We start from the raw sequence: 22,815 nt of genomic DNA, 5'->3' as shown, positions 1-22,815 counted from the left end.
CCTATCACCTATACCTTGTTGATCTCTTTGCTGCCAAGGATGCCCGAAGGTCTGATCAGCAGTACAATGATCAAAATTGAAAATGAGATAACGCTCTTGTATTGGGTCGAAATATAAGCGCCGCCGAGCGTTTCGACGAGACCAAGCAGCACGCCGCCCAGCATCGCGCCCGGGATGTTTCCGATTCCTCCGAGTACCGCAGCCGTAAATGCGTTAATTCCTGCCATATACCCCATCGTCGGATAAACCGCGTTGTAATAAATGCCGACCATAATGCCGGCGCATGCTGCCAGCGAAGAGCCGATGGCGAAGGCAAGGCTGATCATCCGGTTCGTATTGATCCCCATCAGTGCGGCGTTGGTCAAGCTCATCGAGGTCGCCCGCATCGCCGTCCCTGTTTTGGTCCGGGTTACGAACAGTTGCAGACCCAGCATCAGCAAGATGGACAGCAGCAATATCAAAATTTGGATTTCAGAAAATGTGATGCTTCCGAATGTGTAAGTCCGGCTGCCAAAAGCGGTCGGGAAAGGATGCATCTCCGTCCCCCACAATTTCTGCGCCAGGCTGACCAGGAGCGTGGACACACCGAGAGCGCTGATCAGCGGCACGATCCGGTCCGCCAGACGCAGCGGCCGGTAGGCGAGCCGCTCGATAAGCATGCCAATTCCCGCCGTAACGGCAGCGGATAATAAGAAAGCGAGATATAAAGGAAGCTGAAATTCCTGCATAAAAAAGAGTCCCAGAAAACTGCCGATCATAAAGATGTCGCCATGCGCAAAGTTAACGATTTTCAGTATGCCGTACACCATCGTATATCCGAGTGCGATCAAGGCATAAATGACACCGATGGTCAGCCCGTTGGTCAATTGCTGGAGGAACATGCGTAACACCCCTTCAAAGCCGAGGAACAGGAAAACGAGCTTTCCTGTTCCAGGTTCACGTAATGACTATTATTTATAAAGTTCAAATTTGCCGTCCTTAATCGTCAGCCGGGACGGCTCTGTAATAACGTCCCCATTCTCATCAAAACTGATAACGCCCGTGGCGCTGTTGTAATCTTTCAGTGTTTCCAGGTAAGACTTGATTGCTTCACGATCTGCGCCCTGCTCCTGGATCGCCTTGATAATGACCGAGGTTGCCACGTACGAGTAAGCAGCATACGTATCCGGCTTGCTGTTGTACTTGGCCTGGTACTCCTCATTAAATCGGGTCGCTTCGGCATTGTCGCCGCCCGGATAGAAGAATCCGATCAGCTTGAAGCCTTCCACAGATTCCTTGCCCAGATCAAGCAGCGCTTCAGAATACAGGCTGTCGACACCGATGAAATCAACGTCCAGGTTCAGCTTCTTCGCCTGCTGGGCGATCAGCGCCGCTTCATTATAGAAACCGCCGATAAAGATGGCGTCCGGCTGCTTCTCCTTGATCTTGGTTAGCACGGTGCTGAAGTCCTTATCGCCCGGATTGAAAGCCTCAGCAGCCACAACCTCGATGCCGTTCTCCGGCGCCGATTGCTGGTAAACATCAAGCAGCCCGAGTCCGAAGTCAGATTGTTCATAGATGAGAGCTACCTTGCCGTAGCCCAGTTCCTTCGACCAGCCGGCTAGGTAGTCGGCCTGGAACGCATCGGTCGTAATAACGCGGAAGGTATATTCCCCGGCATTCGTCACAGCAGGAGCGCTGGAAGAAGGCGATACTTGAACAATTTTGTTCTTGTTGTATATCGGTGCCGTTGCCAGCGTCGCCGAGCTGTTGAAATGGCCGACCACGCCTAGAATGCTCTTGTCGGTTACGAATTTATTGGCGACGTTCACCGCTTCGTTCGAATCTCCCTTGTCATCCTGAATTACAATTTCGATTTGCTTGCCGTCAATGCCGCCAGCCTCATTGATCTGTGCAGCCGCCAGCTCGGCGCCGTTCTTGAATGCTGTTCCATATTGGGCCTGCGTGCCTGAGATCGGTGCTGCTAGACCGATCCGGATCGTATCCCTGTTAGCTTGGGAATCGTCGCTTGCTCCACATCCGCTCAGCAGCCCTGCTGCCAAGCCGGTGATCGCAAGTGCGGATAAAAATCGTTTCATTGTAATCCCCCTTAAAGATGAATTAATCCTATGAGTTAAGTATGGCTTTATTATAATGAATCGTTTTGAAATTGCAACACAAATTTTTGTATAGTCATATAAGTTTCGATAATGTCAAATAATACAGCAGGCTGCAAATGCCCTTAGTGCCATATTGAATGATCTGGATGATTGTAGTCTCGGGCTGCTGCTCAGCCTTCTTTCCAGCCAGCTCGACAATGCTTCGCTGATCGTAACAGCCGGTTGGCTTCTGTTCGCAGGAATCGTGCTCTTCTCTGGGAGCTTGTATGCATAAGCTTGACCGGCATCCGGAAACTGGGGGCCATTACGCCGCTTGGCGGCCTCTGCTTTCTCACGGGTTGGCTGCTGGTGGTCATACAGGCATTCCAGGGACATGATTTCGTCCATAAACTGCTGAACATTACTTCGGATCCCGGCAACGGTATGGTAGAACACATTGTTAATCACATCGGATTTCAGCCATTTTCATAGACCTTCAACAAGGTTGAGTAAAGGTGTATGTCGATTTCGTATAGCTCAGCTCTTGACGATGCATCATTTTCGAGACACCACGAAGCGAATAGATATAACCAAATTTCAATTAATCGTCGTATCCGATTGGACTTCTGATCTAAGCTGAGTGGGTGGAGTCAGTGGTGTAAGTGCTTGCTGAAGTGATGAAGATGATAAGGCCTCGCTATAATCTGAAAAGGAATTGTCCTGCCCCTGCGCCATGCACCCTGATCATAAATGCGTATGTAGTTGCCGGTGCCAACCCCGTTGCCGTAAATTTGCTTTGGTCACCGGAAACGATCCCGACCAACTGGTCGTTGCAATAAATCTCGTGGAATTTAATCGTTTCGGGGGTTGAGATGATCTGCCATCCAAATGAATCTATGTAGGAGAAATTTGCTATTGAATAAATATTTTGCAATTCAATTATTAAACACCAGCATTTGTAGGAAACAAAACTCGTCAAAATATATATGATTTTTCGAACATAATTCACTGCAAACCACTCGATTGGCGGAAATATATTCGATTTTTCATATAAAATCTCAAGTTTTGGGCTTCAAGGGGGCGATTCTATATGAAATTTCATATAGATTGGGCCAAATCAGCCATATTTGAGCGAATATATTCGATTTTTCATATATATTTCTGTTTCGTCGAGAGAGGTCGCGCCCCCAACCGAACCCAACCCAAGAGCGAATCCCCTCTCCTTCTCAAACACAAAAGTCCCCTCAAGCCTCAGCTTGAAGGGACTTTCTATTTCTATCCTTAATCCTCAATCGTCGACAAATCGCCGGCTGGGAGGTTGAGCTCCCAGGCTTTGAGCACACGGCGCATGATCTTGCCGGAGCGGGTCTTGGGCAGTTTGTCTTTGAATTCGATTTCGCGCGGAGCGGCGTGGGCGGACAGCCCTTCCTTGACGAATTTGACGATTTCCGCCTTCAGTTCCTCGGACGGTGTGAAGCCCTCGCGCAGCGAGATAAACGCCTTGATGATCTCTCCGCGCACCGGATCCGGCTTGCCGATAACCCCTGCTTCCGCGACAGCTGGGTGCTCAACGAGCTTGCTCTCGACCTCAAACGGACCAATCCGTTCGCCGGAGGAGTTGATCACGTCGTCGATCCGGCCCTGGAACCAGAAGTACCCGTCCTCGTCCATGTAGGCCGTATCGCCGGAAATATACCAGCCCGGGATGCGGAAATACTCCTCATACTTCGGCGCGTTGTTCCAGATGAGCCGCATCACCGACGGCCATGGGGTGCGAATCGCCAGGTTCCCCATCCGATACGGCGGCAACTCCTTCCCATTATCGTCGATAATCGCCGCCTGAATGCCCGGCACCGGTCTGCCCATAGACCCCGGTTTGATTGGCATCGACGGATAGTTGCAGATGAGCTGGCCGCCCGTTTCCGTCATCCACCAGGTGTCGTGGATGCGCCGGTTGTACACCTTCATCCCCCAGCGAACAACTTCTGGATTTAACGGCTCACCGACCGACAATACGTGACGCAGCGACGACAGATCATATTGCTTAATGATATCCTGTCCTGCACCCATCAGCATCCGGAACGCAGTAGGCGCGCTGTACCAAACGGTGACTTTGTACTTCTGAATCGTTTCGTACCAATCCGCCGGGCTGAAGCGACCGCCGCGCACGACGTTGGTCACCCCATGCAGCCACGGGGCAAAAATACCGTAAGATGTGCCGGTTACCCATCCAGGGTCCGCCGTACACCAGTAAATGTCGTCTTCTTTCAGGTCCAACACGACATTGCCGGTATGATAATGCTGAATCATTGCGTTATGCACATGGTAAACGCCTTTAGGTTTGCCGGTTGAACCCGACGTATAATGCAAAATTAAGCCATCTTCGCGGTTCACCCACTCGATTTCAACCTTAGGGGATGCGGCTTCCATCTCCGCCTTATAATCTACAATACCGTCCCCAGCCTTCACATCGTCGCCTACAACGATGATCGTCCGCAGCGTTGGCAGCTCTTCACGCTTCACCCGCGGCAGCAACGCCGACGTCGTGACGAGCACAACCGCGCCGCTGTCCTCCAAGCGATCCTTGACCGCCGTTTCCATAAACGCCTCAAACAACGGACCAACAACCGCACCAACTTTAAGCGTGCCCAATACACTCACATAGAGCTCCGGCGTCCGCGGCATAAAGACGAAGACCCGATCCCCCTTCGTGATTCCGTATTTGCGCAGCACGTTAGCAAATCGGTTCGTCAGCCCCTGCATGTCCTCGTACGTATACGACTCCTCGCGTGTCGGATCGCTGAACAACAGCGCTACGCGCGAGCCCTTGCCCGCATCGACATGGCGGTCGATCGCCTCGTAAGCCATGTTGACTTTGCCAGTGACGTACCAGGAGAACTTCTTCTCGACATCCTCCCACTTAAAGTTCTTATACGCCTCTTCGTAGTTGCCCATATTGGACGACGGAACGCCCGATGAAATGACTTCCCCTTGCAGTTGACTCATCGTTTCATCCTCCCTTAATCTTTGGAAATCTCCAAGCAATAGATCAAAGTTTATGAAAACGGATACATAGCAACGTAAGTTGAAAGCTTTGTTCAGCGTCATGGGTGAGGGCATCCGTTTTGATCGAAAAAGCAACGACAGAACTTAAACGATTGAGGTGGTTTTCGAGGACAACGATCACATCAGCGGACTGAAAATGTGAAAATTTTATGTCGGAGAACATTATAGCACACGTTTTCGCGCACAGGCTACACTTTTCATTTTTTCTTTTTTCTGTTATAAGTGAGGGGAACGAGCAAAGGAGGCGGTTCCATGGAACATAAAAAAACGTATATCCGCCACACCCTGCCCCATCAGCAACGTGAGATTGTTGTGGAAGGACCCGTATCCCCTTCCCATCTCCAAACCTTAAAAATGCATCCCGATCTGGACGCATTCCGCAAGCCTGCAGATCAACATGCCGCGCTGGTGGAAATTGCCGGACTTCCAGAGGGACGTATCATCCTGGCCCGGGAGGATTCGACCATTGTAGGATACGTCACCTTTCACTATCCCGACGAGATGGAGAGGTGGTCCCAGGGCAATATGCCCGACCTGATCGAGCTGGGAGCCATCGAAGTGGCCGACGACTATCGGTCGCTCGGAATCGGATCGAAAATGATCCGCACGGCATTTGAAGACGAACAGATGGAGAAATACATCGTCTTTACGACCGAATATTATTGGCATTGGGATTTGAAAAACAGCGGGCTATCCGTATGGGAATACCGCAGCATGATGGAACGGCTGATGAAGACGGTCGACATGGTCTGGTATGCTACCGACGACCCGGAAATTTGCTCCCATCCGGCTAACTGCCTGATGGTGCGGATCGGTAAGGAGGTTCCTTTGTCCTCCGAGGAGCAGTTTGACCGGATTCGTTTTCAGCAGCGTTTCATGTACTGACAGTTAAAAAGGAAGGCGTGATGAATCCATGCCTGGAAGCGCTTTATTTGTCCACCATGAACAGGCGATGAACTACCGGTTTCACGACGGCCATCCGTTCCATCCGATCCGGCTGGAATTGACGATGGACTTGCTGCAGGAGCTGGGCGCGCTAACGCCGCAGCAAATGCACCTGTCGCGCCCGGCAACCGACGAGGAATTGCTATGGATCCATCAGCCGGCGTACGTTGAAGCGGTTAAGCAGCTGAGCCGCCCGAATCCTGAGGCGGACTGGATCACGCGCGGCGAGCAGTTCGGGCTGTTGGACGAGGATACGCCGTATTTTCCCGGCATGCATGAAGCGGCAACCTGGGTCGTCGGAGGAACGATTACAGCCGTAGAGACCGTGCTCTCCGGCTCCACAACCCACGCCCTGCACCTCGGCGGCGGCCTGCATCACGCCCTGTCGGCTAAAGCCGCCGGCTTCTGCGTCTACAACGATGCTGCAGTGGCTATTGACTATGCCCGCCGCAAGTACGGCGCACGCGTCCTGTACGTCGATACGGACGTCCACCACGGAGACGGGGTGCAGTGGAGCTTCTATTCAGACCCCGATGTTTGCACTTATTCCATCCATGAGACGGGAAAATATTTATTCCCAGGCACCGGCTTCCTGCCGGAGCGCGGCGAGCATCAAGGCTATGGCGCCTGCATGAATCTGCCGCTCCAACCTTATACGGAAGATGCCTCCTGGATGGAATGCTTCGAGGAGTCGATCCGGCGATTAGCCGCGCATTTCCGGCCGGATGTGATCGTCAGCCTGCACGGCTGCGATGCCCATGCGCTGGACCCGCTGTCGCATATGCACTGTAGCATGGCGATCTACCGCGATATGCCGGCGATCCTGCACGAGCTGGCCCATACGTATTGCGAGGGACGCTGGGTTGCGATGGGCGGCGGCGGTTATGATTTATGGCGGGTCGTCCCGCGGGCGTGGAGCTTGCTGTGGCTGGAGATGAGCGATCATCCGTTGATCGCTTCCCTGCGCCGCAACCCGCTGCTTCCGCTGCCGCAAGCCTGGATCGACCGCTGGCAGCCGCAGACCCCGTTCCAGCTTCCTGCCGCTTGGCTTGACGACCTGTCCCATTGGGAGGGCATCCCCCGCCGGGCGGAAATTACAGCAAAAAACCGCGAGAGTCTCGCGGTCGCTTTACAGGATTATCCCTAATACTCAGGTGGGGCTGGCTGAACCCCGCCTGAGTTTTTATTTTTTCAGCTCACCCACATGCTGGACCATGTCATTGAGAATGGCAAACGAACGCTGGGCCGCCAGCGCGGTAAACTCAGCAAAATTCACATCCGCAGAGCCGTCCGCCTTGTCCGAAATGGAGCGGAGTACAATAAACGGCACCCCGTTCCGTTGGCATACCTGGGCGAGCGCCGCCCCTTCCATTTCGACGCAAGCGCCGTCCAGCTCCCCGTATAGAACCGAGCTAACAAATTCCGGATCCGCGATAAACTGGTCGCCGGACAGCACCCGTCCGACCCGATATTGATGGTCCGTGCACTGTCGGGCGCAGGCCTGATCTGCCAAGCGGATGAGCCCGGGGTCAGCCGGAAAGTCGGAGACGTCCTGGTACGGCGTAATGCCGCGCGCAAAGCCCAGCGGCCGCACGTCCATATCGTGCTGCTGGCAAGTTGAAGAGATGACGATGTCACCTACGTTCAGCTCGGGATGCACTGCTCCAGCCACCCCGGTAAACCAGATCGTATCCGCTCCAAAACGGTCGATCAGGACTTGCGTTGTGGCTGCGGCATTCACTTTGCCGACGCCGGATTTACACACCACCACGTCCTGCCCATGGAGTACGCCCTTGACGAAACGTGCCCCAGCCGCGTCAACCGCCTCCTGGTGCTCCACCTTTTCGAGCAGCAACGCAATTTCTTCATCCATGGCCCCCATCAGGCCAATCGTATTGTACATGGTTCATTACTCCCTCCGATACTCCCGCATCCGTGCGGACAAGTTGTATCGCCCTGTATTTCCTCAAAATGCTCAAAAAAGCTCCTTATGCAAGGAGCTTTTTGTCCGTTGTTAACCTTTTTCATATATATCTATGTGTTACATATCTCTCTAAGCCGAAACGCCTATAGCAACCGAAGCCTTACAGGTGGCTAACAGACAAGCGCAAGATCGTCTCGTGCGGCAGAATGACCCGAGGGTTCTCAACCGTTTCCTTCTTCATCAGCTTCGTCAGCAAACGCATCGCTACCGCACCGAGATCATACATCGGTTGAGCGACCGTTGTCAGCTGAGGACGTACCATCGAAGCCATGCGGATGTTATCCACACTGATGATCGAGAAATCGTCCGGCACCTTCAAGCCTTCGTCCTGAATGCTGTGGATGGCGCCAATCGCCATTTCATCCGTTGCGGCGAAAATCGCTGTCGGCCGTTTCTTCAGCCCCAGGAAATACTTCATCGCTTCCACGCCGGATTCATAACGGTAGTTGCCGATCCGCACCAGGTCCTCCTGGTACTGAATGCCTGCGGTTTCCAGCGCACGCTTGTACCCCTGGAATCTGGCATAGCCGTTCGCCGGATCCTGCAACGTTCCGCTGATCATCGCGATTTCGCGGTGTCCATGGCGAACCAGTGTGCTGACGGCGTCAAATGCAGCGGCTTCGTGATCAATATCCACGGATGGATATTGGCCGTTCTCGTCGCTCGTTGCGCACAGCACGATCGGTACCGCAGACGTCTGGAACGCTTGAATATGCTCCTCCGTTACGGTTCCGCCCATGAACAGGAGCCCGTCCACTTGCTTCTCGAGCAAGGTGTTGATGACGCGGATCTCCTTCTCTTTCCGTTTGTCGGCATTACACAAAATAATGTTATAGTGATACATGTTCGCAATATCTTCGATGCCCCGAGCGATTTCCGCAAAAATCGAATTCGAAATATCGGGGATAACCACACCTACAGTGGTGGTCTTCTTGCTGGCAAGCCCCCTGGCTACAGCGTTGGGCCGGTAGCCTAACCGTTCTATCGCTTCGTAAACCTTTTTCCGGGTCTGCGGTTTCACGTTCGGATTGTTATTGACAACCCGGGAAACCGTGGCCATCGAGACGCCTGCTTCACGTGCCACATCATAAATGGTAACCGTCACATTCTTCTCTCCATTGCCAATAGATTTTCACTCATTCATCCGGTAAAGATCCAGAGCTTCAATTAAATTTATGATACGACAAAATACTACTTAATGCAATGATAACGCTTCACTCAGCGCAAAATCTCTTCCAACGCCGACTTCGTGATCTTGGAATGGGACGTGTGCCAAACGGCTTGTCCATCTTTAATCAGGATCGCTTGTGGGGATTCATGCTTGACGCCAAGCCGCTCGGCTGCCTCGTTAGATACGTCTCGGTTCTCGATGACGTAAATCAGCCCGTATGTAACGTCTTCGCGCGGAGTCCCGTTTAAATAAGCCTCCGCTTCCTTATGTGCCCCGGCACTGATCGGGCAGCGGGTACTGTGCTTGAATAGCAACAACGGCTGGTTTGAGGAGCGTTCCAAAGCATCGTTCAGCTCCTGGATCGATTGTATTCTCATCCATTTGGACATGACAACTCATCCCTTTTTGTTCGAATAAGAATCTCCAGATGTTCTGTTGATATCTTAACAAAAAGAGAAATGAAAATACAACTTTTATTTACAAAATGATTTGCAAAAATCGAGTAAAATCGTCAATTAGCCTTGGAAAGTTGTCGATTCTTGACATATTTAGACAATTGGGATAGACGTTTGGAGATTTCGTTCATCCAGTCCAGATCGCCCAGGTTCTTGGCTCCGCCGTACAGATCCAGCAGCATGTTGATTCGTTCTTCGCATTGCTGCTCCAGCAGACCTTCAAAGGATTCGTTATCCGTCCCGTCCCACTGACGATAGATGCTGAAGATCAAGTCAGCCAGCTCGTTCCGCTCGGTAAAATAAATGCGGCCGCTCGGCGGCTCCTTCTTGAGCTCGGTCAGCAGGTCCGTCAAATTCGACTTCACCTCGGGAAGCACCTCGTAGAAGTCGCAGTCTTCACACTCGTAAATTGGAACGCGCTCGATTTCATAGATTCCTTCAAAAATGACCAGCCTGAAGCCCAGGTTCATCATTTTCCCGCACTGACAGTGCTTACGCACAGTACCACCTCATCTTAGTCCTCTGCATTTTTAGTTCCGATGATTTTGTTAGATATAAGTAAGCCCTTCGTATCGGAGCCTCCGCTGCCTTAGATTGCTAGAATATTCCACACCGCTCTTTGCAGCTCGTGACTTTTGACGTGCACCGATAGACGTTTTTGATAGGATATGGTTCTTATTCGACCCGTCTTCGAGAATCTCCTTCTGTTAGCAAAAAGTACTTTAAATTGCCATATTTGGAAGGCTTTCAGAAGCCGCCGGGCATAGGAATAGTCATCATTTTTGATACAATTAAAATATTGAATCGAATTTTCGTCAAGTACCATAAAAGACAGGAGGAGTTGGATTTGAGATTAATTGGCAAAAAGATCGTTGCTTTAGTCGATGAGGAGTTTGAAGATTTGGAGCTATGGTACCCGGTCTACCGCGTTCGCGAAGAGGGAGCGGAGGTGCATTTGGCCGGTCCGGTGAAAGGCAAAAAATACATTGGCAAATACGGGGTCCCCGCTGAAGCGGAATTTGCCTTCGAGGAAATCGATGCCAACGCGTATGACGGCATTCTTGTCCCCGGCGGCTGGGCGCCGGACAAGCTTCGCCGCTACGACAAGGTGCTCCAGCTCGTCCGCGAGCTGCACCAAGCGAAGAAGCCGATCGGGCAAATCTGCCACGCCGGCTGGGTGCTCATCTCCGCCGGGATCTTGAAAGGCGTGACCGTAACGTCCACGCCAGGCATCCGCGACGATATGCGAAACGCTGGCGCGATTTGGGTCGACGAGCCCGTCGTCGTGGACGGACACATCATCTCAGCGCGCCGCCCGCCGGACTTGCCGGCTTACGGCAAAGCGTTCGTGGATGCGGTGGTGAGGCAGCGGTAACGGTGTGTGTGAGGCAGTGAGTGAGCGGGTGCGGTGTGAGGTAGAAGCGTGTGGTGCGGTGCGGTGTGCGGTGACGGCGTACGGGAGCCACGTGCGCTAACGGTGCGCCGAAGTGGCGTGTAGATGCCGTGTGTGGAACGGCGTGCGGTGCGGTGAGCGGTAGTGGCGTGCGGCAGTGATGTGCCGCTCCCCGCCGGCACCCTACTATGGTTAAGCAGTTGGGAGCTGTGGCACCAAGCACGGAGCAGCAGCTAGTGGCGGAAGGATACTGCAACTAACCTTCGCCTGCTTCCGCCAAGTGTAAAAGTGCAGTCTAATCCCTTCGAACTTCCCGAATTTCGAGATTCAAATGCAAAAGTGCAGTTCAGATCGGCTTAAAAGCTCGTATTAGGCCCGATTTCCTCAATATCTACTGCACTTTTGCATTTCAACTAGCCGTTCGGGGCATGTTCGACAAAAACCGCCTGCACTTTTACATCTCAGCGAGGGAAGTTAGTGCGGAGTGAGTGCGAAGCTAGTGCAAACAAGCGAATCGAGCGCGAAACGAGCACGATGCGAGCAGAGCCAACGCAAAGCGAGCGAAGCTATCGCCGAAGCGAGCGCGAAGCATTGCAGCGCAGCCGCACGCCAAGGCGCAGCATAAACAAAACAAGGCCGTCCCTGGTGTCGATCCTGACCCGAAGGGACGGCCTGTATTGTTTATTTGCCCAAACGCTCTTGCTCCAGCTCGTGCGCGTAGCGGACCAGCTCGGCTTCGACCTGATCGCTGGTCGGTAAGCGGTAGCAGGCTGCGCCCACTTCTTTGCTCTCCCGCGAATCGGAGTTCAAGATGCGGTGCTTCACCCGCAGCAGCGCCTGCGGCGACATGCTTAGATCGGTGACGCCAAGGTACAACCATAACGGCACCGCTTTCTCGTCCCCGGCCATTTCGCCGCAGACGCTCACGGTGATCCCGGCATCCTTGGCCGCTTGTACCGTTTGACGCAGCAGTCGCAAGACGGCCGGATGGAACGGATGATACATGTGGGCGATCTGCTCGTTCATCCGGTCAACGGCGAGCACGTACTGTACCAGATCGTTGGTGCCGATACTGAAGAAGTCCACCTCTTGGGCCAGCAGATCGGCAATCGCCGCCGCGGCCGGAATTTCAATCATAATGCCGACCTGAATATCGGGGTCGTAAGCGATTCCTCGCCGGGTTAAATCCTGCTTGGCTTCCTCCAGGATCGCATTCGCCTTGCGGATTTCCTCCAGCGAGGAGATCATCGGATACAGGATTTTCATTTTGCCGTAAGCGCTGGCGCGCAAAATAGCGGCAAGTTGAGTTTGAAACAGCTCGCGGCTATCCAAACTGATGCGGATTCCGCGATAACCCAGCACCGGGTTCTCCTCTTCCTGCAGCTCGAAATATTCCAGCTGCTTGTCGCCGCCGATGTCGAGCGTCCGGATGACGACCGGATGCGGACCTGCCTTCTCCGCGACCTGCCGGTACACTTCAAATTGCTCATCTTCCCCAGGGAAAGTGGACCGGTCCATATATAAAAATTCCGTGCGGAACAAGCCAACGCCTTCCGCGCCGTGCTTTAAAGCCAGCTCCAAGTCCTTCACGGAGCTGATATTGCCGGCGAGCCGCATGCGTACGCCGTCCTTGGTCACCGCTTCCACTGCAGCCAGCAGCTGCAGCTGTTCTTTGCGGCGGCGCTGCTTCTCCGCCAGCTCCGTATACCGGGCGATGATCTCCGGCTCTGGATTCAGATATACGCATCCTTCGTCGCCGTCGATCACCAGCAGATCGCCCGTTTGTAACGGCTCGGTCAGCTTGTTCTCCAGCCCCGACACAAGCGGAATGCCAAGGGCCCGCGCCATGATCGCCGAGTGCGACGTTTTCCCGCCGGCCATCGTGACCATACCCAAGACGTTGTCCGGGTTCAAATGGACCAATTGGGAGGGGGAAAGCTCCTTCGCCACCAAAATATACGGCTGCGTATCCGCCGGCAAGGTGATGTCCGGCGTCCCCAGCAGATGCTTCAGCAGGCGATTGCCGACATCCTTGATGTCGAGCGCCCGTTCTTTCATATATTCGTCATCCAGCAGGTCAAACATCGTGACAAAATGATCGATCGCTTCCTTGACGGCGACCTCCGCCGCCTTGTATTGGCGTTCGATAATCCCCTGGATCTCGCTCATAAATACGGGATCCTCCAGGATCGCCAGATGGGCATCAAAGATACCGGATTCCTCCGCACCCACCGTCTCCTTAATCTCGTTCTTCATCACTTCGATTTCGGTTTTGGACGTGCGAATACCTTCGTACAACCGCTCGAATTCCTTGGCGAGATCCACCTTCTCCATTCGGCGATCCGGTACGTCCCATTCCCAGGCGGGCAGCACAAAAGCTTTGCCGATGGCGACTCCCCCTGCTGCTCCGATCCCCTGTATCATGTAGTGACCCCCTAGTCCTGCTTGTAAGTTCCTAACCCAAGGCACTGTTCATTCTTGAACTTTCTCTATAGGATGCCCTCTATCTATTTCATTATGGTAATCCTAGCCCCTTAAATTTGTCAAAGAAAAAACGCGCAGCCCAAAAAGGGCCCTCCGAACTCGGACGGGTCCTCTTGGATAGGCTTAGCTTAACTGCGTTTTCCGATCAGAATGCTATCTTCGACCTTGATGCAGCGGTCCATAATGACGGTCAGTCCGCCTTTCGAGGCGATCTCATAAGCTTCTTCGCTGAAGATCCCCAGCTGCAGCCAAAGTACGCGGGCCCCGATCTTCACTGCTTCCTCCGCGACCGGCGGCGTCTGCTCACTGCGGCGGAATACGTTGACAATATCAACCGGCTCCGGGATATCCGACAAGCTCGGGTATACCTTCTCCCCCAGAATTTCACCGCTGACCATCGGATTCACCGGGATAATGCGGTAACCATTCTGCTGTAATGCTTGAGCAACCATATACGAAGTCCGGTCAGGTTTGTCTGACAGACCCACGACGGCAATGTTACCGGCGTTTAACAGAATCTCCTTGATTTCCTCACGGCTTGGATTCGCAAATGCCATTTTGGCCATCCTCCTTTGTCGGCGCCGGCCCAGCCAGCGCCTTGCCTCTTAGTTCAAGTTTATTCTACCCGTTCGATAGATGCACCAAGCGAAGTGATGTGATCAAAAAATTGCGGATACGATTTCGCCACATGATGCGCATCCTTAATCACCAGCGGCTCCCGGCAGCGAAGGCCTACGACGGTCAACGCCATGATGACGCGATGGTCATAATGCGCATTGATTGTCACGCCGCCTTCGAGGCCTGACGGACGCCCGTGTACGATAATTTCCGACTGGCGTTCTTCGACGTTCGCGCCGGCTTTTTTCAACTCGGTCAAAAAGTCGGTGATCCGGTCGCATTCCTTGTAGCGTAAATTTTCCACGTTATAGAAACGGGACGTCCCATCGGCGAACACCGCAGCCGCTACCATCGCCAGCACAGCGTCGGTTGCCGCGTCGCCGTCAAATTCCACCGGCCGCAGACGGCCATTCCCTTGAACGTGCACCGTACCGTCCTGATGCGTCAGCGGCACGTCCATCATCTGCAGCACGTCCACCACGGCACGCTCGCCCTGCTTGCTGTGCTCCGCCAGCCGGTGAACCTTCACGTCCGACTTCGTCACGGCTGCCGCAGCCAAAATCGCCGCCGAGCCGGGATAGTCGCCCTGCACGGTATACGTCTTCGCCTGATAGCTTTGCCGTCCTGGCACGCGGAAATGCATATAATCGTCGCTGGCATGGATCACGATCCCGGCTTGCTCCAGCACTTCCAGCGTTTGCCCTACAACGACCTTCGATTTCAGATCGTTGAGCACCTCGATTTCGCTGTCTTCATCAAGCAGCGGCGTCAGGAACAGCAAAGCGCTCAGGTACTGCGAGCTGACCGATCCGGATACGCGGATCTTCCCGCCCTTTGGCGCGCCGCCGCGAATGGTAATCGGCAATTTCCCTTCGTTATGGCTAACTTCCACTCCAAGCTGCCCCAAGGCGTCGATCAGGTCATCATGCGGCCGTTTGCCCAGCGAATCCGGATACGTGTTCACGAACGTCACCTCCGGGCAGAGCGACGCGATTGCCATCAGGAAACGGAGTACCGCCCCGGCATTCCCAACGTTCAGCTCCTTGACGTCCTTCGGCCGCCGTCCAAAGCCGGTGATGACGATCTTCTCCTCGTCCTCTTCCAGCACCGCGCCCAAATCGGCGATGCAGCGTCGCATGGCGTCGCTGTCCTCGCTGTGCGCCGGGTAATAAACCGTGCTTGTCCCTTCCGCCAAAGCCGCAACCAGCAGGTAACGGGTTGTATAGTTTTTGGAGGATAATGCTCCGATTTCGCCCTTTAACTCCGGCGTAGGCCTAACGATAACGTCCATAGTGTTCACATTCCCCTTTGTTGTGATTAATCAAGAACCGCGGTAATGCGTTAAAATTTCAGCCGCCACTTGCTCCGCGCTTTTCCCCGAAGTGTCTACGGTCAGATGGGCAAAAGCATAAGCATCCTTCCGTTCCTCCAGCAGCGCGGTGATCCGCTCCTTCGCGCCTCCGGCCAAGAGTGGCCGGCCCGGATCCTCCCCGACCCGCACGAGAATCTCGTCGGCCGTCGCTTGAAGCGCCACCACCAGACCGCCGTCCCGCATCGCCAGGCGATTCTCCTCGCGCAGTACCGCACCGCCGCCGGTGGCCAGCACAATCCCTTGCTCCTGCAGCGTTCTCCGCAGCGCCGCGGTCTCAAGATCACGGAAATAAGCTTCTCCTTCGGCCGCAAAAATATCCGGAATCGACCGCCCGGCCTCCATGGCAATCCGCTGATCGAGATCAACGAGCTTTAAGCCGGTTTCGGCGGCCAGCAGGGAGCCGACGGTTGTCTTCCCCGTTCCCATCATGCCGATGAGCACGATGTTATGATGCAACATTTTATCACCTGCTTGCTCTGCATAGATCCTCAAGGCACTCGCTCAGAGTAAACTTTTTCATATCATAACACAGGCTGTCCTATTTTCACCATGAAAAAGAAGCCGGAAGGAACGCTTTCGTCCCTCCGGCCTCGGGTTGAACCTAACCTGTAGTTTAGAACCATTGATGGTGGAAGACGCCTTCCTTGTCCACGCGTTTGAACGTGTGCGCGCCGAAGTAATCGCGTTGCGCTTGCAGCAGGTTCGCCGGCAGGCGTTCCGTACGGTAGCTGTCATAGTAGGACAGCGCGCTGGCAAAGCCAGGAACCGGAATTCCGTACGCCACGGCGGTGGAAACCACGTTGCGCCATGCGTCCTGATAGCTTTCCACGATATTTTTGAAGTAAGGGTCGAGCAGCAGGTTCTTCAGCGCCGGGTCACGGTCATACGCTTCCTTGATGTTATGCAGGAACTGGGAGCGAATGATGCAGCCGCCGCGGAAGATCATTGCGATGTTGCCATATTTCAAATCCCAGCCGTATTCTTCGGAAGCGGCGCGCATTTGCGCAAACCCTTGGGCATACGAAACGATCTTCGAAGCGAACAGCGCTTTGCGCACGTTCTCGATAAATTCCTTCTTGTCGCCGCTGAACGCCGGTTTCGCTGGTCCGCTCAGGATTTTGCTGGCGGCTACGCGCTCTTCTTTCATCGCCGAGAGGAAACGGGAGAATACCGATTCGGTGATCATCGAGAGCGGTACGCCAAGGTCGAGGGCGCTTTGGCTTGTCCATTTTCCAGTACCTTTTTGACCGGCAGCATCCAGAATCACGTCGACCATCGGTTTGCCGGTTTCTTCATCGTATTGCGAGAAGATGTCGGCGGTAATTTCGATCAGATAGCTGTCCAGCTCGCCTTTGTTCCATTCGCTGAAAATTTCGTGCAGTTCCTTGGCATCCACGCCCAGCACGTCTTTCAACAGATGATAAGCTTCGCAGATCAGCTGCATATCGCCGTATTCAATGCCGTTATGCACCATTTTTACGTAATGGCCGGCTCCGTCCGGACCAATATATGTACAGCAAGGATCGCCGTTTACTTTGGCAGAAATCGCCGTCAAAATCGGTTCAACCAGCTTATAAGCGGATTCTTGTCCACCCGGCATGATCGCAGGCCCTTTCAAAGCGCCTTCTTCACCGCCGGATACCCCGGTGCCGATGAAGCGGAATCCTTTGGCTTCCAGCTCTTTGCTGCGGCGTTGCGTATCAGGGAAGTGCGCATTGCCTCCGTCGATGATGATGTCACCTTGATCCAGGTAAGGCAGCAGCTGTTCAATCGTAGCATCAGTCGCCGGACCAGCTTGTACCATAATTAAAATTTTACGCGGCGATTCCAGCGAGTTCACGAACTCTTCAACAGAAAACGTGCCGACGAGGTTTTTCCCCTTGCCTTCGTTGTTCAGCAGATCATGCGTTTTCTCAGGGGAACGATTATATACGGACACAGTAAAGCCCCGGCTTTCAATATTCAGGGCCAAGTTCTTGCCCATGACGGCCAAGCCGATGACGCCGATTTGTTGTTTTGACATGGTCTCCATCCTTTGCACACTATTTTTTTCAATATTATCATTTTAACTCTTTTGTGTACAGAAGTGAACCCTGGCCGTTAGCCCAAAAAACAACCCCCAACGCCGTGGGAGCCAAGGGCTTGCCATTCGATTTTAGGTTGTGGGTATTCCTTTAGGATGAGCCGTTTCCATCATTACCATTCAAGCTGCATTAGTTCCATTCTCAGCTTGCGCAGCCGCTCTTTGCAAGCCTCCGAAGCTTCGGCATCCCCCTGTTGGATGGCCTCGAACAACCGCTCCAGCTCGGTGTCCAGCTCCTTCTGCAGCTGTGCCAGCCGCTCCTCTGCCGCTTCGGATGCAAACATCTCGGCCATTTGCGCCATGTCGACGATGGGCCCTTTTTGAAAAATAACCCGATGCTCCATCCCCGAAATTTCTACCAGCCGAATCACTTCTCCAAATAAAATGTTCTCGACTAAGATCTGACGATCCCTAATCCGTTTGACCACCGCATGACCGCGCAGGTCGCCGATCAGCTTCTCCAGCCATTCCGCCAGCTTGACATCCCGGATGACATAATCGCCTACCAGCTTGTATCCTTTGGCGAGACGCTGAAACCGCAGCTTGGTCAGCTTGCGTCCGGTGCGAACGGAGATGATGAAGAGCGATTCGTTTTCGCTCCAATATAAAGAATACCCGTCTTGGATCAAGTCGCGGATCAATTGTTGTATGTGCCGGCGGTCGAATCGGAGTTCCAGGTTGCAGTATTCCACTTCGTAACTTTTGTTCACGGCACTCCCTCCTAACGGTTTACCATATCTTATACTTCATCTTATGTAATGGAACTTGGTTTATTGATTATTTTTGCCCCGTTCAGGCCGGAGTTGCCGCGGAAAATATGATATACTAGTACCGTTGCACATCGAACCTAATCAGATCCATGCCGAAAGTTGGAGGTACTGCACGATGGCCTTTGAAGGATTTACGACACAAGATTTCGACGCCCTTACCGTCCCGGGTCTGGAGTCCCGAATGGAAGCGATTATAAGTCACATTAGACCTAAATTGGAGACGCTGGGTGCGGAGATGGCCCCCTACCTGTCCGCTTTATGCGGAGAAGAGATGTTCCCGCATGTGGCCAAGCATGCCCGCCGGACGGTGAACCCGCCGAATGACACGTGGGTCGCCTGGGCGGCCAGCAAGCGCGGGTATAAAGCGTTGCCGCATTTTCAGGTCGGGATGTTCTCCACGCACCTGTTTATCATTTTCGCCGTCATTTATGAGAGTCCCAATAAGGCCGTGTTTGCCAATTATTTGGACAAGCATGCGGCGCAAATTAAGAAGACGATCCCGGACGGGTTCTACTGGTCCCTGGATCATATGAGCCCGGACGGCACACCGCATCGGGAAGCGGATACCAAGCAGCTGAAGGCCTGGGCCGAGAAGCTGAAGACGATCAAGAAGTCCGAAGCCCTGTGCGGATTGCGGCTGGAGCGGAACGACCCGATCGTATCCGACGGAACCAAGCTGATCCGCACGGTTGAAGAGACGTTCCAAACGCTGTTGCCTTTGTATAAAGGCGCGTTTTAAGCTTGACGCAGAATTAACCTAACGGACACCAGAGACGCTAATGACTGTCCTAAGCGACTTCCCGTTGGCTAACGGACTGAGGAGGCCTTATTCAAGGAATAAGCAGCAATCCGGCTGCCCATGTCCCTGGATAAGGCCTCTGGTGTCCGTTACAGCGGGAAATGACCGGGAAATCGGCCAATAAGGTCACTACGGTCCGTTACACACATGGATGGCCTGCCTTCTGGCTTGCACTTCAAGCCTCCCTGACCTTATGGGTTGGGGGAGGCTTTTTGCGTGCGGACGAGGCCGAGGTGCAGGAAGAAGAGCAGCGCCATCGTGACCGCGCTGGCTAGGAACGGTGCGGCCGGGCCAAGCAGGTCCCACATTTTACCGGAGATGATCGGCCCGACAACCATGCCGGAGCCCTGGATCGTCAGAAACAGGCCCCAAATCGCGCCTTTTTCCCCGCTGGGGATCATTTGCGCGATCATCGTATTCCAGGTCGGAAGGATGAACGCATAGCTGCAACCGATCAGGATGACGAACAACCAGACTAAAGCGACCTCCCGCGTCATCGCAAACAGGCCGATCGAGAGCGCCGCCAGGGCGAAGCCGATATGCAGAAACCAACGCGTCCCCATCTTGTCGACCAGCTTGCCCACGGGGATCAACCCCAGGACGGTAATCCCGCCGCCGATGACCAGCATGGCGCTGAACGTCTCCGGCGACAAGCCCAGCTCCGTCCGGACGTACAGCGTGATGACCGGCGTCAGCAGACCGACGGCGAATGATTGCAGGAACAGCGCCGGGTATAACAGCGGACTGACGTGTAAATGCGTGCGGATATGGTGAATCGAAGCACGCAGTTGACGCCACATCCCTCCGATCTTGGCGGAGGGGGAATGGCCGGGGACGGCAGCTTTGGCCGTGCCCGCGGCGGTGGAGCCGCCCGATTTTCCCGGCAACATCAACGACACCAGCAAGACCAGCGCCAGGCATCCGAGCAGGAACCAAAAGATCGGCTGATACGAATCATTTAAGAAAAAGTTGATCAGAACAGGCCCCAACCCGGTTCCACCAAGGCTGGAAATTTGGATGACGCCCATCGCCGTCGCGAAGTTGTTATTCTCCTCCGTGACCGCAGTGATGCCCATCAAGACGCAGGGCCAGAGCGGCGCAGTCCCGATGCCGAGGAGCGCGCAGCCAAGCACGAGAAACCCCATGGAGGGAAGGAACGCGATCATCGCTACAGCGCCTAGGGTGATGAACAAACCCAAGCTCATCGTCCGGCGAAAGCCGATCCGTTCGATCAGCCAGCCTGCCGGGCTGCGAAACAGATTATCCCCGATATACTGCATCGAAAAAGACAACCCGATCGCAAACGCGCTTAGCTTCAGCACATCCCCCATATAGACCGGCAGGATGGATACGATGAGCGCCCCCTTGACGAACTCCACCAAAAACATGATAAGCCACAGGCTGGCGAACGTGGGATTCAGCAGTTTTTTCCTTGCGATGCCGCTTGTCAGTTCCACGAAAAAGCCCCCTCTCCTGGTTTCCGATCACCGGTTCTCTTACATTTTGTCCTTTTTTGTCGGCAAATTAACCCATGTTCCGTCAATATTGCGTAAAAAACCAGCGGGTTTTGCTTGCATTCCAGACGCATTTTGCTATACTCAAGCTTGTTTGAAAATTATGTAGATGAAAGGCAGGGATGGCCCGTATGGATCATCAAAGCACGCCGCTCTTCACTGCTCTTAAAAAGCACGCGGCCGGCAATCCCGTTCAGTTTCACATTCCTGGGCACAAGAAAGGGCTCGGCACCGATAAAGAATTCCGAGAGTTCATCGGCGATAACGCCTTGTCTATCGACTTGATCAACATCGCCCCGCTAGATGACTTGCACCAGCCAACAGGCGTCATTCAAGAGGCGCAGAAGCTGGCCGCCGACGCCTTTGGCGCGGACTACACCTTCTTCTCGGTACAAGGGACCAGCGGAGCCATCATGACCATGATTCTATCTGTTTGCTCTCCGGGGGATAAAATTATCGTCCCGAGAAATATCCATAAATCCGTGATGTCGGCCATTATCTTCGCCGGAGCGAAGCCGGTGTTTGTCTCGCCGGCGCAAGACCCGAATTTGGGCATCGACCACGGGATCACAACGTCCTCGGTCCGCCGCGCGCTGCAGCGTCATCCCGACGCCAAGGCGGTGGTGGTAATCAACCCGACGTATTTTGGCGTTTGCGCCAACCTGAAGGAAATCGTCGATTTAGCCCACAGCTTCCATGTACCGGTGCTGGTGGATGAAGCGCATGGGGTGCATATTCATTTCCATGAGAAGCTGCCGATGTCCGCAATGCAAGCGGGCGCCGATATGGCAGCGACCAGCGTACACAAGCTGGGCGGCTCGATGACGCAAAGCTCGATTCTGAACCTGAACACGAAGAACGGGTACGTGAATCCGCAGCGCGTGCAAACGATCATCAGTATGTTGACAACGACGTCCACTTCCTATCTGCTGTTGGCTTCCCTGGATACAGCGCGCCGCAATTTGGCGCTGCACGGACGGGAAATGGCTGAACGGGCGATGGAGCTGGCCGAATATGTCCGGTCGGAAATTAACCAAATCGAAGGCTTGTACTGCTTCGGGCGGGAGATTTTAGGCGGAGAAGCAACTTATGATCATGATCCGACCAAACTGACGATCCACGTTCGCCACTTGGGGATTACCGGCTATGAGACGGAAAACTGGCTGCGCAAGCACTACAACATCGAAGTGGAGCTTAGCGACATGTACAACATCCTGTGCCTGATTACCCCAGGGGATACACAGGAGACGGCCGATATTTTGCTGACCGCGCTGCGGGAGCTGTCTAAAACCTATTATAAGGAAAATAACGCAAATGAGCTGATCGTCAAGGTCCCGGAAATCCCGCATTTGTCGTTGATCCCGCGGGATGCGTTCTATGCGGATACCGAGGTCATTCCGTTTAGGGAATCGGCTGGCCGGATCATTGCCGAATTTATTTATGTGTACCCGCCGGGGATTCCGATTTTGCTTCCAGGTGAAGTCATTTCCCAGGACAACATCGACTACATCCTCGATCATGTCGAGGTCGGCTTGCCGGTAAAAGGGCCGGAGGATCGGTATATCGACAAGGTTAAGGTGATTGTTGAAGCGGATCCGATTTTTTAATTCAAATCGAGTAGGATGGGGACTATCCCCATCCTTACCCAATGTACGGAAATGGCCGCAAGGCCTATTTGAGTGCCATTGTTGACGGATATGACAACTCTGTTGTTTCATGGGTGCTCAGCCATTCCAATAACAATAAGCTTGTTATGAATACGGTAAAGAAAGCTTTTAAAAGAAACCCGAATGCTATGCCGCTCTTGCACAGTGATCGCGGCTTTCAATATACTTCGCTGGAATACAAACAACTTCAAAAGAGATACAAGTTTACAACAAGTATGTCCCGTGTAAGTCGATGTTTGGACAACCAACCCATTGAACGATTCTGGGGTACTTTTAAAGCAGAAAGCTTTTATCTGGAAAAGTACGATACGTATAACAGTCTCCTTCGTAGTGTAAGAACTTATATCCATTATTACAATAATTTTCGATGCACCGAACGACTATACGGCTTATCCCCTAACGAATATCGACGAGCA

The 22,815-nt window shown here is 53.6% G+C and carries 22 protein-coding genes and 2 pseudogenes; 8 read left to right on the top strand and 16 right to left on the bottom strand.

Annotated features, from left to right (window positions below; all coding sequences use genetic code 11):
• Nucleotides 1–8 precede the first annotated feature (8 nt).
• Nucleotides 9–881: a branched-chain amino acid ABC transporter permease gene (locus M3G15_RS17675; RefSeq protein ID WP_028539447.1), complete on the bottom strand. Its 873-nt coding sequence runs from the start codon at nt 879–881 to the stop codon at nt 9–11.
• Between the two features lie 69 nt (nt 882–950).
• Complete coding sequence (locus M3G15_RS17670; RefSeq protein ID WP_028539448.1) at nt 951–2,078, bottom strand: ABC transporter substrate-binding protein; 1,128 nt, start codon at nt 2,076–2,078, stop codon at nt 951–953.
• 175 nt (nt 2,079–2,253) lie between these two features.
• On the opposite strand from M3G15_RS17670, the pseudogene M3G15_RS17665 reads away from it, so the two are divergent.
• Nucleotides 2,254–2,456, top strand: a pseudogene (locus tag M3G15_RS17665) (DUF423 domain-containing protein); the annotation flags it as partial.
• Nucleotides 2,457–2,474: 18 nt separating this feature from the next.
• On the opposite strand, the pseudogene M3G15_RS17660 reads toward M3G15_RS17665, so the two are convergent.
• The 3 genes and pseudogenes from M3G15_RS17660 to acsA form a co-directional block, all read right to left on the bottom strand.
• Nucleotides 2,475–2,600, bottom strand: a pseudogene (locus M3G15_RS17660) (IS630 family transposase); the annotation flags it as partial.
• Nucleotides 2,575–2,637, bottom strand: a complete 63-nt coding sequence (locus tag M3G15_RS21715) for a hypothetical protein (protein WP_371859541.1) — start codon at nt 2,635–2,637, stop codon at nt 2,575–2,577. The pseudogene M3G15_RS17660 and the gene M3G15_RS21715, both read right to left, overlap by 26 nt.
• Nucleotides 2,638–3,359: 722 nt before the next feature.
• Entirely contained in the window at nt 3,360–5,084 is a 1,725-nt protein-coding gene (gene acsA / locus M3G15_RS17655) for an acetate--CoA ligase (RefSeq protein ID WP_260071632.1), read from the bottom strand.
• 312 nt (nt 5,085–5,396) lie between these two features.
• Here acsA and M3G15_RS17650 point away from each other — a divergent pair, with 312 nt between their 5' ends.
• Together M3G15_RS17650 and M3G15_RS17645 are read left to right on the top strand one after the other, a co-directional pair.
• Complete coding sequence (locus M3G15_RS17650; protein WP_009225207.1) at nt 5,397–6,029, top strand: GNAT family N-acetyltransferase; 633 nt, start codon at nt 5,397–5,399, stop codon at nt 6,027–6,029.
• A gap of 28 nt (nt 6,030–6,057) precedes the next feature.
• Nucleotides 6,058–7,236: an acetoin utilization protein AcuC gene (locus M3G15_RS17645; RefSeq protein WP_311202297.1), complete on the top strand. Its 1,179-nt coding sequence runs from the start codon at nt 6,058–6,060 to the stop codon at nt 7,234–7,236.
• A gap of 36 nt (nt 7,237–7,272) precedes the next feature.
• On the opposite strand, the gene M3G15_RS17640 is transcribed toward M3G15_RS17645, so the two are convergent.
• From M3G15_RS17640 to M3G15_RS17625, 4 genes are all read right to left on the bottom strand, one after another.
• Nucleotides 7,273–7,992 (bottom strand): 5'-methylthioadenosine/adenosylhomocysteine nucleosidase, encoded by a 720-nt coding sequence (locus M3G15_RS17640; RefSeq protein ID WP_009225205.1) that lies wholly within the window; start codon nt 7,990–7,992, stop codon nt 7,273–7,275.
• A 181-nt stretch (nt 7,993–8,173) separates the two neighbouring features.
• Complete coding sequence (gene ccpA / locus M3G15_RS17635; protein ID WP_016311583.1) at nt 8,174–9,178, bottom strand: catabolite control protein A; 1,005 nt, start codon at nt 9,176–9,178, stop codon at nt 8,174–8,176.
• A gap of 113 nt (nt 9,179–9,291) precedes the next feature.
• Nucleotides 9,292–9,633, bottom strand: a complete 342-nt coding sequence (ytxJ, locus tag M3G15_RS17630) for a bacillithiol system redox-active protein YtxJ (protein WP_009225203.1) — start codon at nt 9,631–9,633, stop codon at nt 9,292–9,294.
• 122 nt (nt 9,634–9,755) lie between these two features.
• Entirely contained in the window at nt 9,756–10,199 is a 444-nt protein-coding gene (locus M3G15_RS17625; protein ID WP_009225202.1) for a hypothetical protein, read from the bottom strand.
• A gap of 347 nt (nt 10,200–10,546) precedes the next feature.
• On the opposite strand from M3G15_RS17625, the gene M3G15_RS17620 reads away from it, so the two are divergent.
• Together M3G15_RS17620 and M3G15_RS17615 are read left to right on the top strand one after the other, a co-directional pair.
• A complete protein-coding gene (locus M3G15_RS17620; protein ID WP_260071631.1) occupies nt 10,547–11,074 on the top strand; it encodes a type 1 glutamine amidotransferase domain-containing protein in 528 nt (175 codons plus the stop codon).
• 502 nt (nt 11,075–11,576) lie between these two features.
• On the top strand, nt 11,577–11,717 hold the full coding sequence (locus M3G15_RS17615; RefSeq protein WP_260071630.1) for a hypothetical protein: 141 nt from the start codon (nt 11,577–11,579) through the stop codon (nt 11,715–11,717).
• A gap of 56 nt (nt 11,718–11,773) precedes the next feature.
• On the opposite strand, the gene ptsP is transcribed toward M3G15_RS17615, so the two are convergent.
• The 6 genes from ptsP to M3G15_RS17585 form a co-directional block, all read right to left on the bottom strand.
• Nucleotides 11,774–13,516 (bottom strand): phosphoenolpyruvate--protein phosphotransferase, encoded by a 1,743-nt coding sequence (gene ptsP, locus M3G15_RS17610; RefSeq protein WP_009225200.1) that lies wholly within the window; start codon nt 13,514–13,516, stop codon nt 11,774–11,776.
• 188 nt (nt 13,517–13,704) lie between these two features.
• Nucleotides 13,705–14,133 (bottom strand): CoA-binding protein, encoded by a 429-nt coding sequence (locus M3G15_RS17605; protein WP_009225199.1) that lies wholly within the window; start codon nt 14,131–14,133, stop codon nt 13,705–13,707.
• A 59-nt stretch (nt 14,134–14,192) separates the two neighbouring features.
• A complete protein-coding gene (gene aroA / locus M3G15_RS17600; protein ID WP_009225198.1) occupies nt 14,193–15,485 on the bottom strand; it encodes a 3-phosphoshikimate 1-carboxyvinyltransferase in 1,293 nt (430 codons plus the stop codon).
• Nucleotides 15,486–15,515: 30 nt separating this feature from the next.
• On the bottom strand, nt 15,516–16,025 hold the full coding sequence (locus tag M3G15_RS17595) for a shikimate kinase (protein WP_009225197.1): 510 nt from the start codon (nt 16,023–16,025) through the stop codon (nt 15,516–15,518).
• A gap of 154 nt (nt 16,026–16,179) precedes the next feature.
• The gene (gndA, locus tag M3G15_RS17590) at nt 16,180–17,589 is read right to left on the bottom strand and encodes an NADP-dependent phosphogluconate dehydrogenase (protein WP_028539940.1); all 1,410 of its coding nucleotides are present in this window, start codon (nt 17,587–17,589) and stop codon (nt 16,180–16,182) included.
• 173 nt (nt 17,590–17,762) lie between these two features.
• Nucleotides 17,763–18,359, bottom strand: a complete 597-nt coding sequence (locus M3G15_RS17585) for a hypothetical protein (protein WP_009225195.1) — start codon at nt 18,357–18,359, stop codon at nt 17,763–17,765.
• Between the two features lie 175 nt (nt 18,360–18,534).
• Here M3G15_RS17585 and M3G15_RS17580 point away from each other — a divergent pair, with 175 nt between their 5' ends.
• Entirely contained in the window at nt 18,535–19,158 is a 624-nt protein-coding gene (locus tag M3G15_RS17580) for a YktB family protein (RefSeq protein WP_260071629.1), read from the top strand.
• A 251-nt stretch (nt 19,159–19,409) separates the two neighbouring features.
• Here M3G15_RS17580 and M3G15_RS17575 read toward each other — a convergent pair whose 3' ends face one another.
• The gene (locus M3G15_RS17575; RefSeq protein WP_260071628.1) at nt 19,410–20,675 is read right to left on the bottom strand and encodes an MFS transporter; all 1,266 of its coding nucleotides are present in this window, start codon (nt 20,673–20,675) and stop codon (nt 19,410–19,412) included.
• A 188-nt stretch (nt 20,676–20,863) separates the two neighbouring features.
• Here M3G15_RS17575 and M3G15_RS17570 point away from each other — a divergent pair, with 188 nt between their 5' ends.
• Entirely contained in the window at nt 20,864–22,339 is a 1,476-nt protein-coding gene (locus M3G15_RS17570; protein ID WP_009225192.1) for an aminotransferase class I/II-fold pyridoxal phosphate-dependent enzyme, read from the top strand.
• A 41-nt stretch (nt 22,340–22,380) separates the two neighbouring features.
• On the top strand, nt 22,381–22,815 hold a 435-nt coding region (locus M3G15_RS21710; RefSeq protein WP_397376639.1), incomplete at its 3' end, for a DDE-type integrase/transposase/recombinase.

Origin of the sequence: Paenibacillus sp. p3-SID1389 (genome assembly GCF_025151705.1) — a bacterium.
Taxonomy (GTDB): domain Bacteria; phylum Bacillota; class Bacilli; order Paenibacillales; family Paenibacillaceae; genus Fontibacillus; species Fontibacillus phoenicis.
Note: the sequence above shows the minus strand (reverse complement) of the source record. Positions and strands in the feature narration are given on the sequence as shown.

What these genes read in the sequence shown, in the direction of transcription:
- M3G15_RS17675 (WP_028539447.1), bottom strand. Translation starts at nt 881, where the DNA reads ATGTTCCTCCAGCAATTGACCAACGGGCTGACCATCGGTGTCATTTAT.
- M3G15_RS17670 (WP_028539448.1), bottom strand. Translation starts at nt 2,078, where the DNA reads ATGAAACGATTTTTATCCGCACTTGCGATCACCGGCTTGGCAGCAGGG.
- acsA (WP_260071632.1), bottom strand. Translation starts at nt 5,084, where the DNA reads ATGAGTCAACTGCAAGGGGAAGTCATTTCATCGGGCGTTCCGTCGTCC.
- M3G15_RS17650 (WP_009225207.1), top strand. Translation starts at nt 5,397, where the DNA reads ATGGAACATAAAAAAACGTATATCCGCCACACCCTGCCCCATCAGCAA.
- M3G15_RS17645 (WP_311202297.1), top strand. Translation starts at nt 6,058, where the DNA reads ATGCCTGGAAGCGCTTTATTTGTCCACCATGAACAGGCGATGAACTAC.
- M3G15_RS17640 (WP_009225205.1), bottom strand. Translation starts at nt 7,992, where the DNA reads ATGTACAATACGATTGGCCTGATGGGGGCCATGGATGAAGAAATTGCG.
- ytxJ (WP_009225203.1), bottom strand. Translation starts at nt 9,633, where the DNA reads ATGTCCAAATGGATGAGAATACAATCGATCCAGGAGCTGAACGATGCT.
- ptsP (WP_009225200.1), bottom strand. Translation starts at nt 13,516, where the DNA reads ATGATACAGGGGATCGGAGCAGCAGGGGGAGTCGCCATCGGCAAAGCT.
- M3G15_RS17605 (WP_009225199.1), bottom strand. Translation starts at nt 14,133, where the DNA reads ATGGCATTTGCGAATCCAAGCCGTGAGGAAATCAAGGAGATTCTGTTA.
- aroA (WP_009225198.1), bottom strand. Translation starts at nt 15,485, where the DNA reads ATGGACGTTATCGTTAGGCCTACGCCGGAGTTAAAGGGCGAAATCGGA.
- M3G15_RS17595 (WP_009225197.1), bottom strand. Translation starts at nt 16,025, where the DNA reads ATGTTGCATCATAACATCGTGCTCATCGGCATGATGGGAACGGGGAAG.
- gndA (WP_028539940.1), bottom strand. Translation starts at nt 17,589, where the DNA reads ATGTCAAAACAACAAATCGGCGTCATCGGCTTGGCCGTCATGGGCAAG.
- M3G15_RS17580 (WP_260071629.1), top strand. Translation starts at nt 18,535, where the DNA reads ATGGCCTTTGAAGGATTTACGACACAAGATTTCGACGCCCTTACCGTC.
- M3G15_RS17570 (WP_009225192.1), top strand. Translation starts at nt 20,864, where the DNA reads ATGGATCATCAAAGCACGCCGCTCTTCACTGCTCTTAAAAAGCACGCG.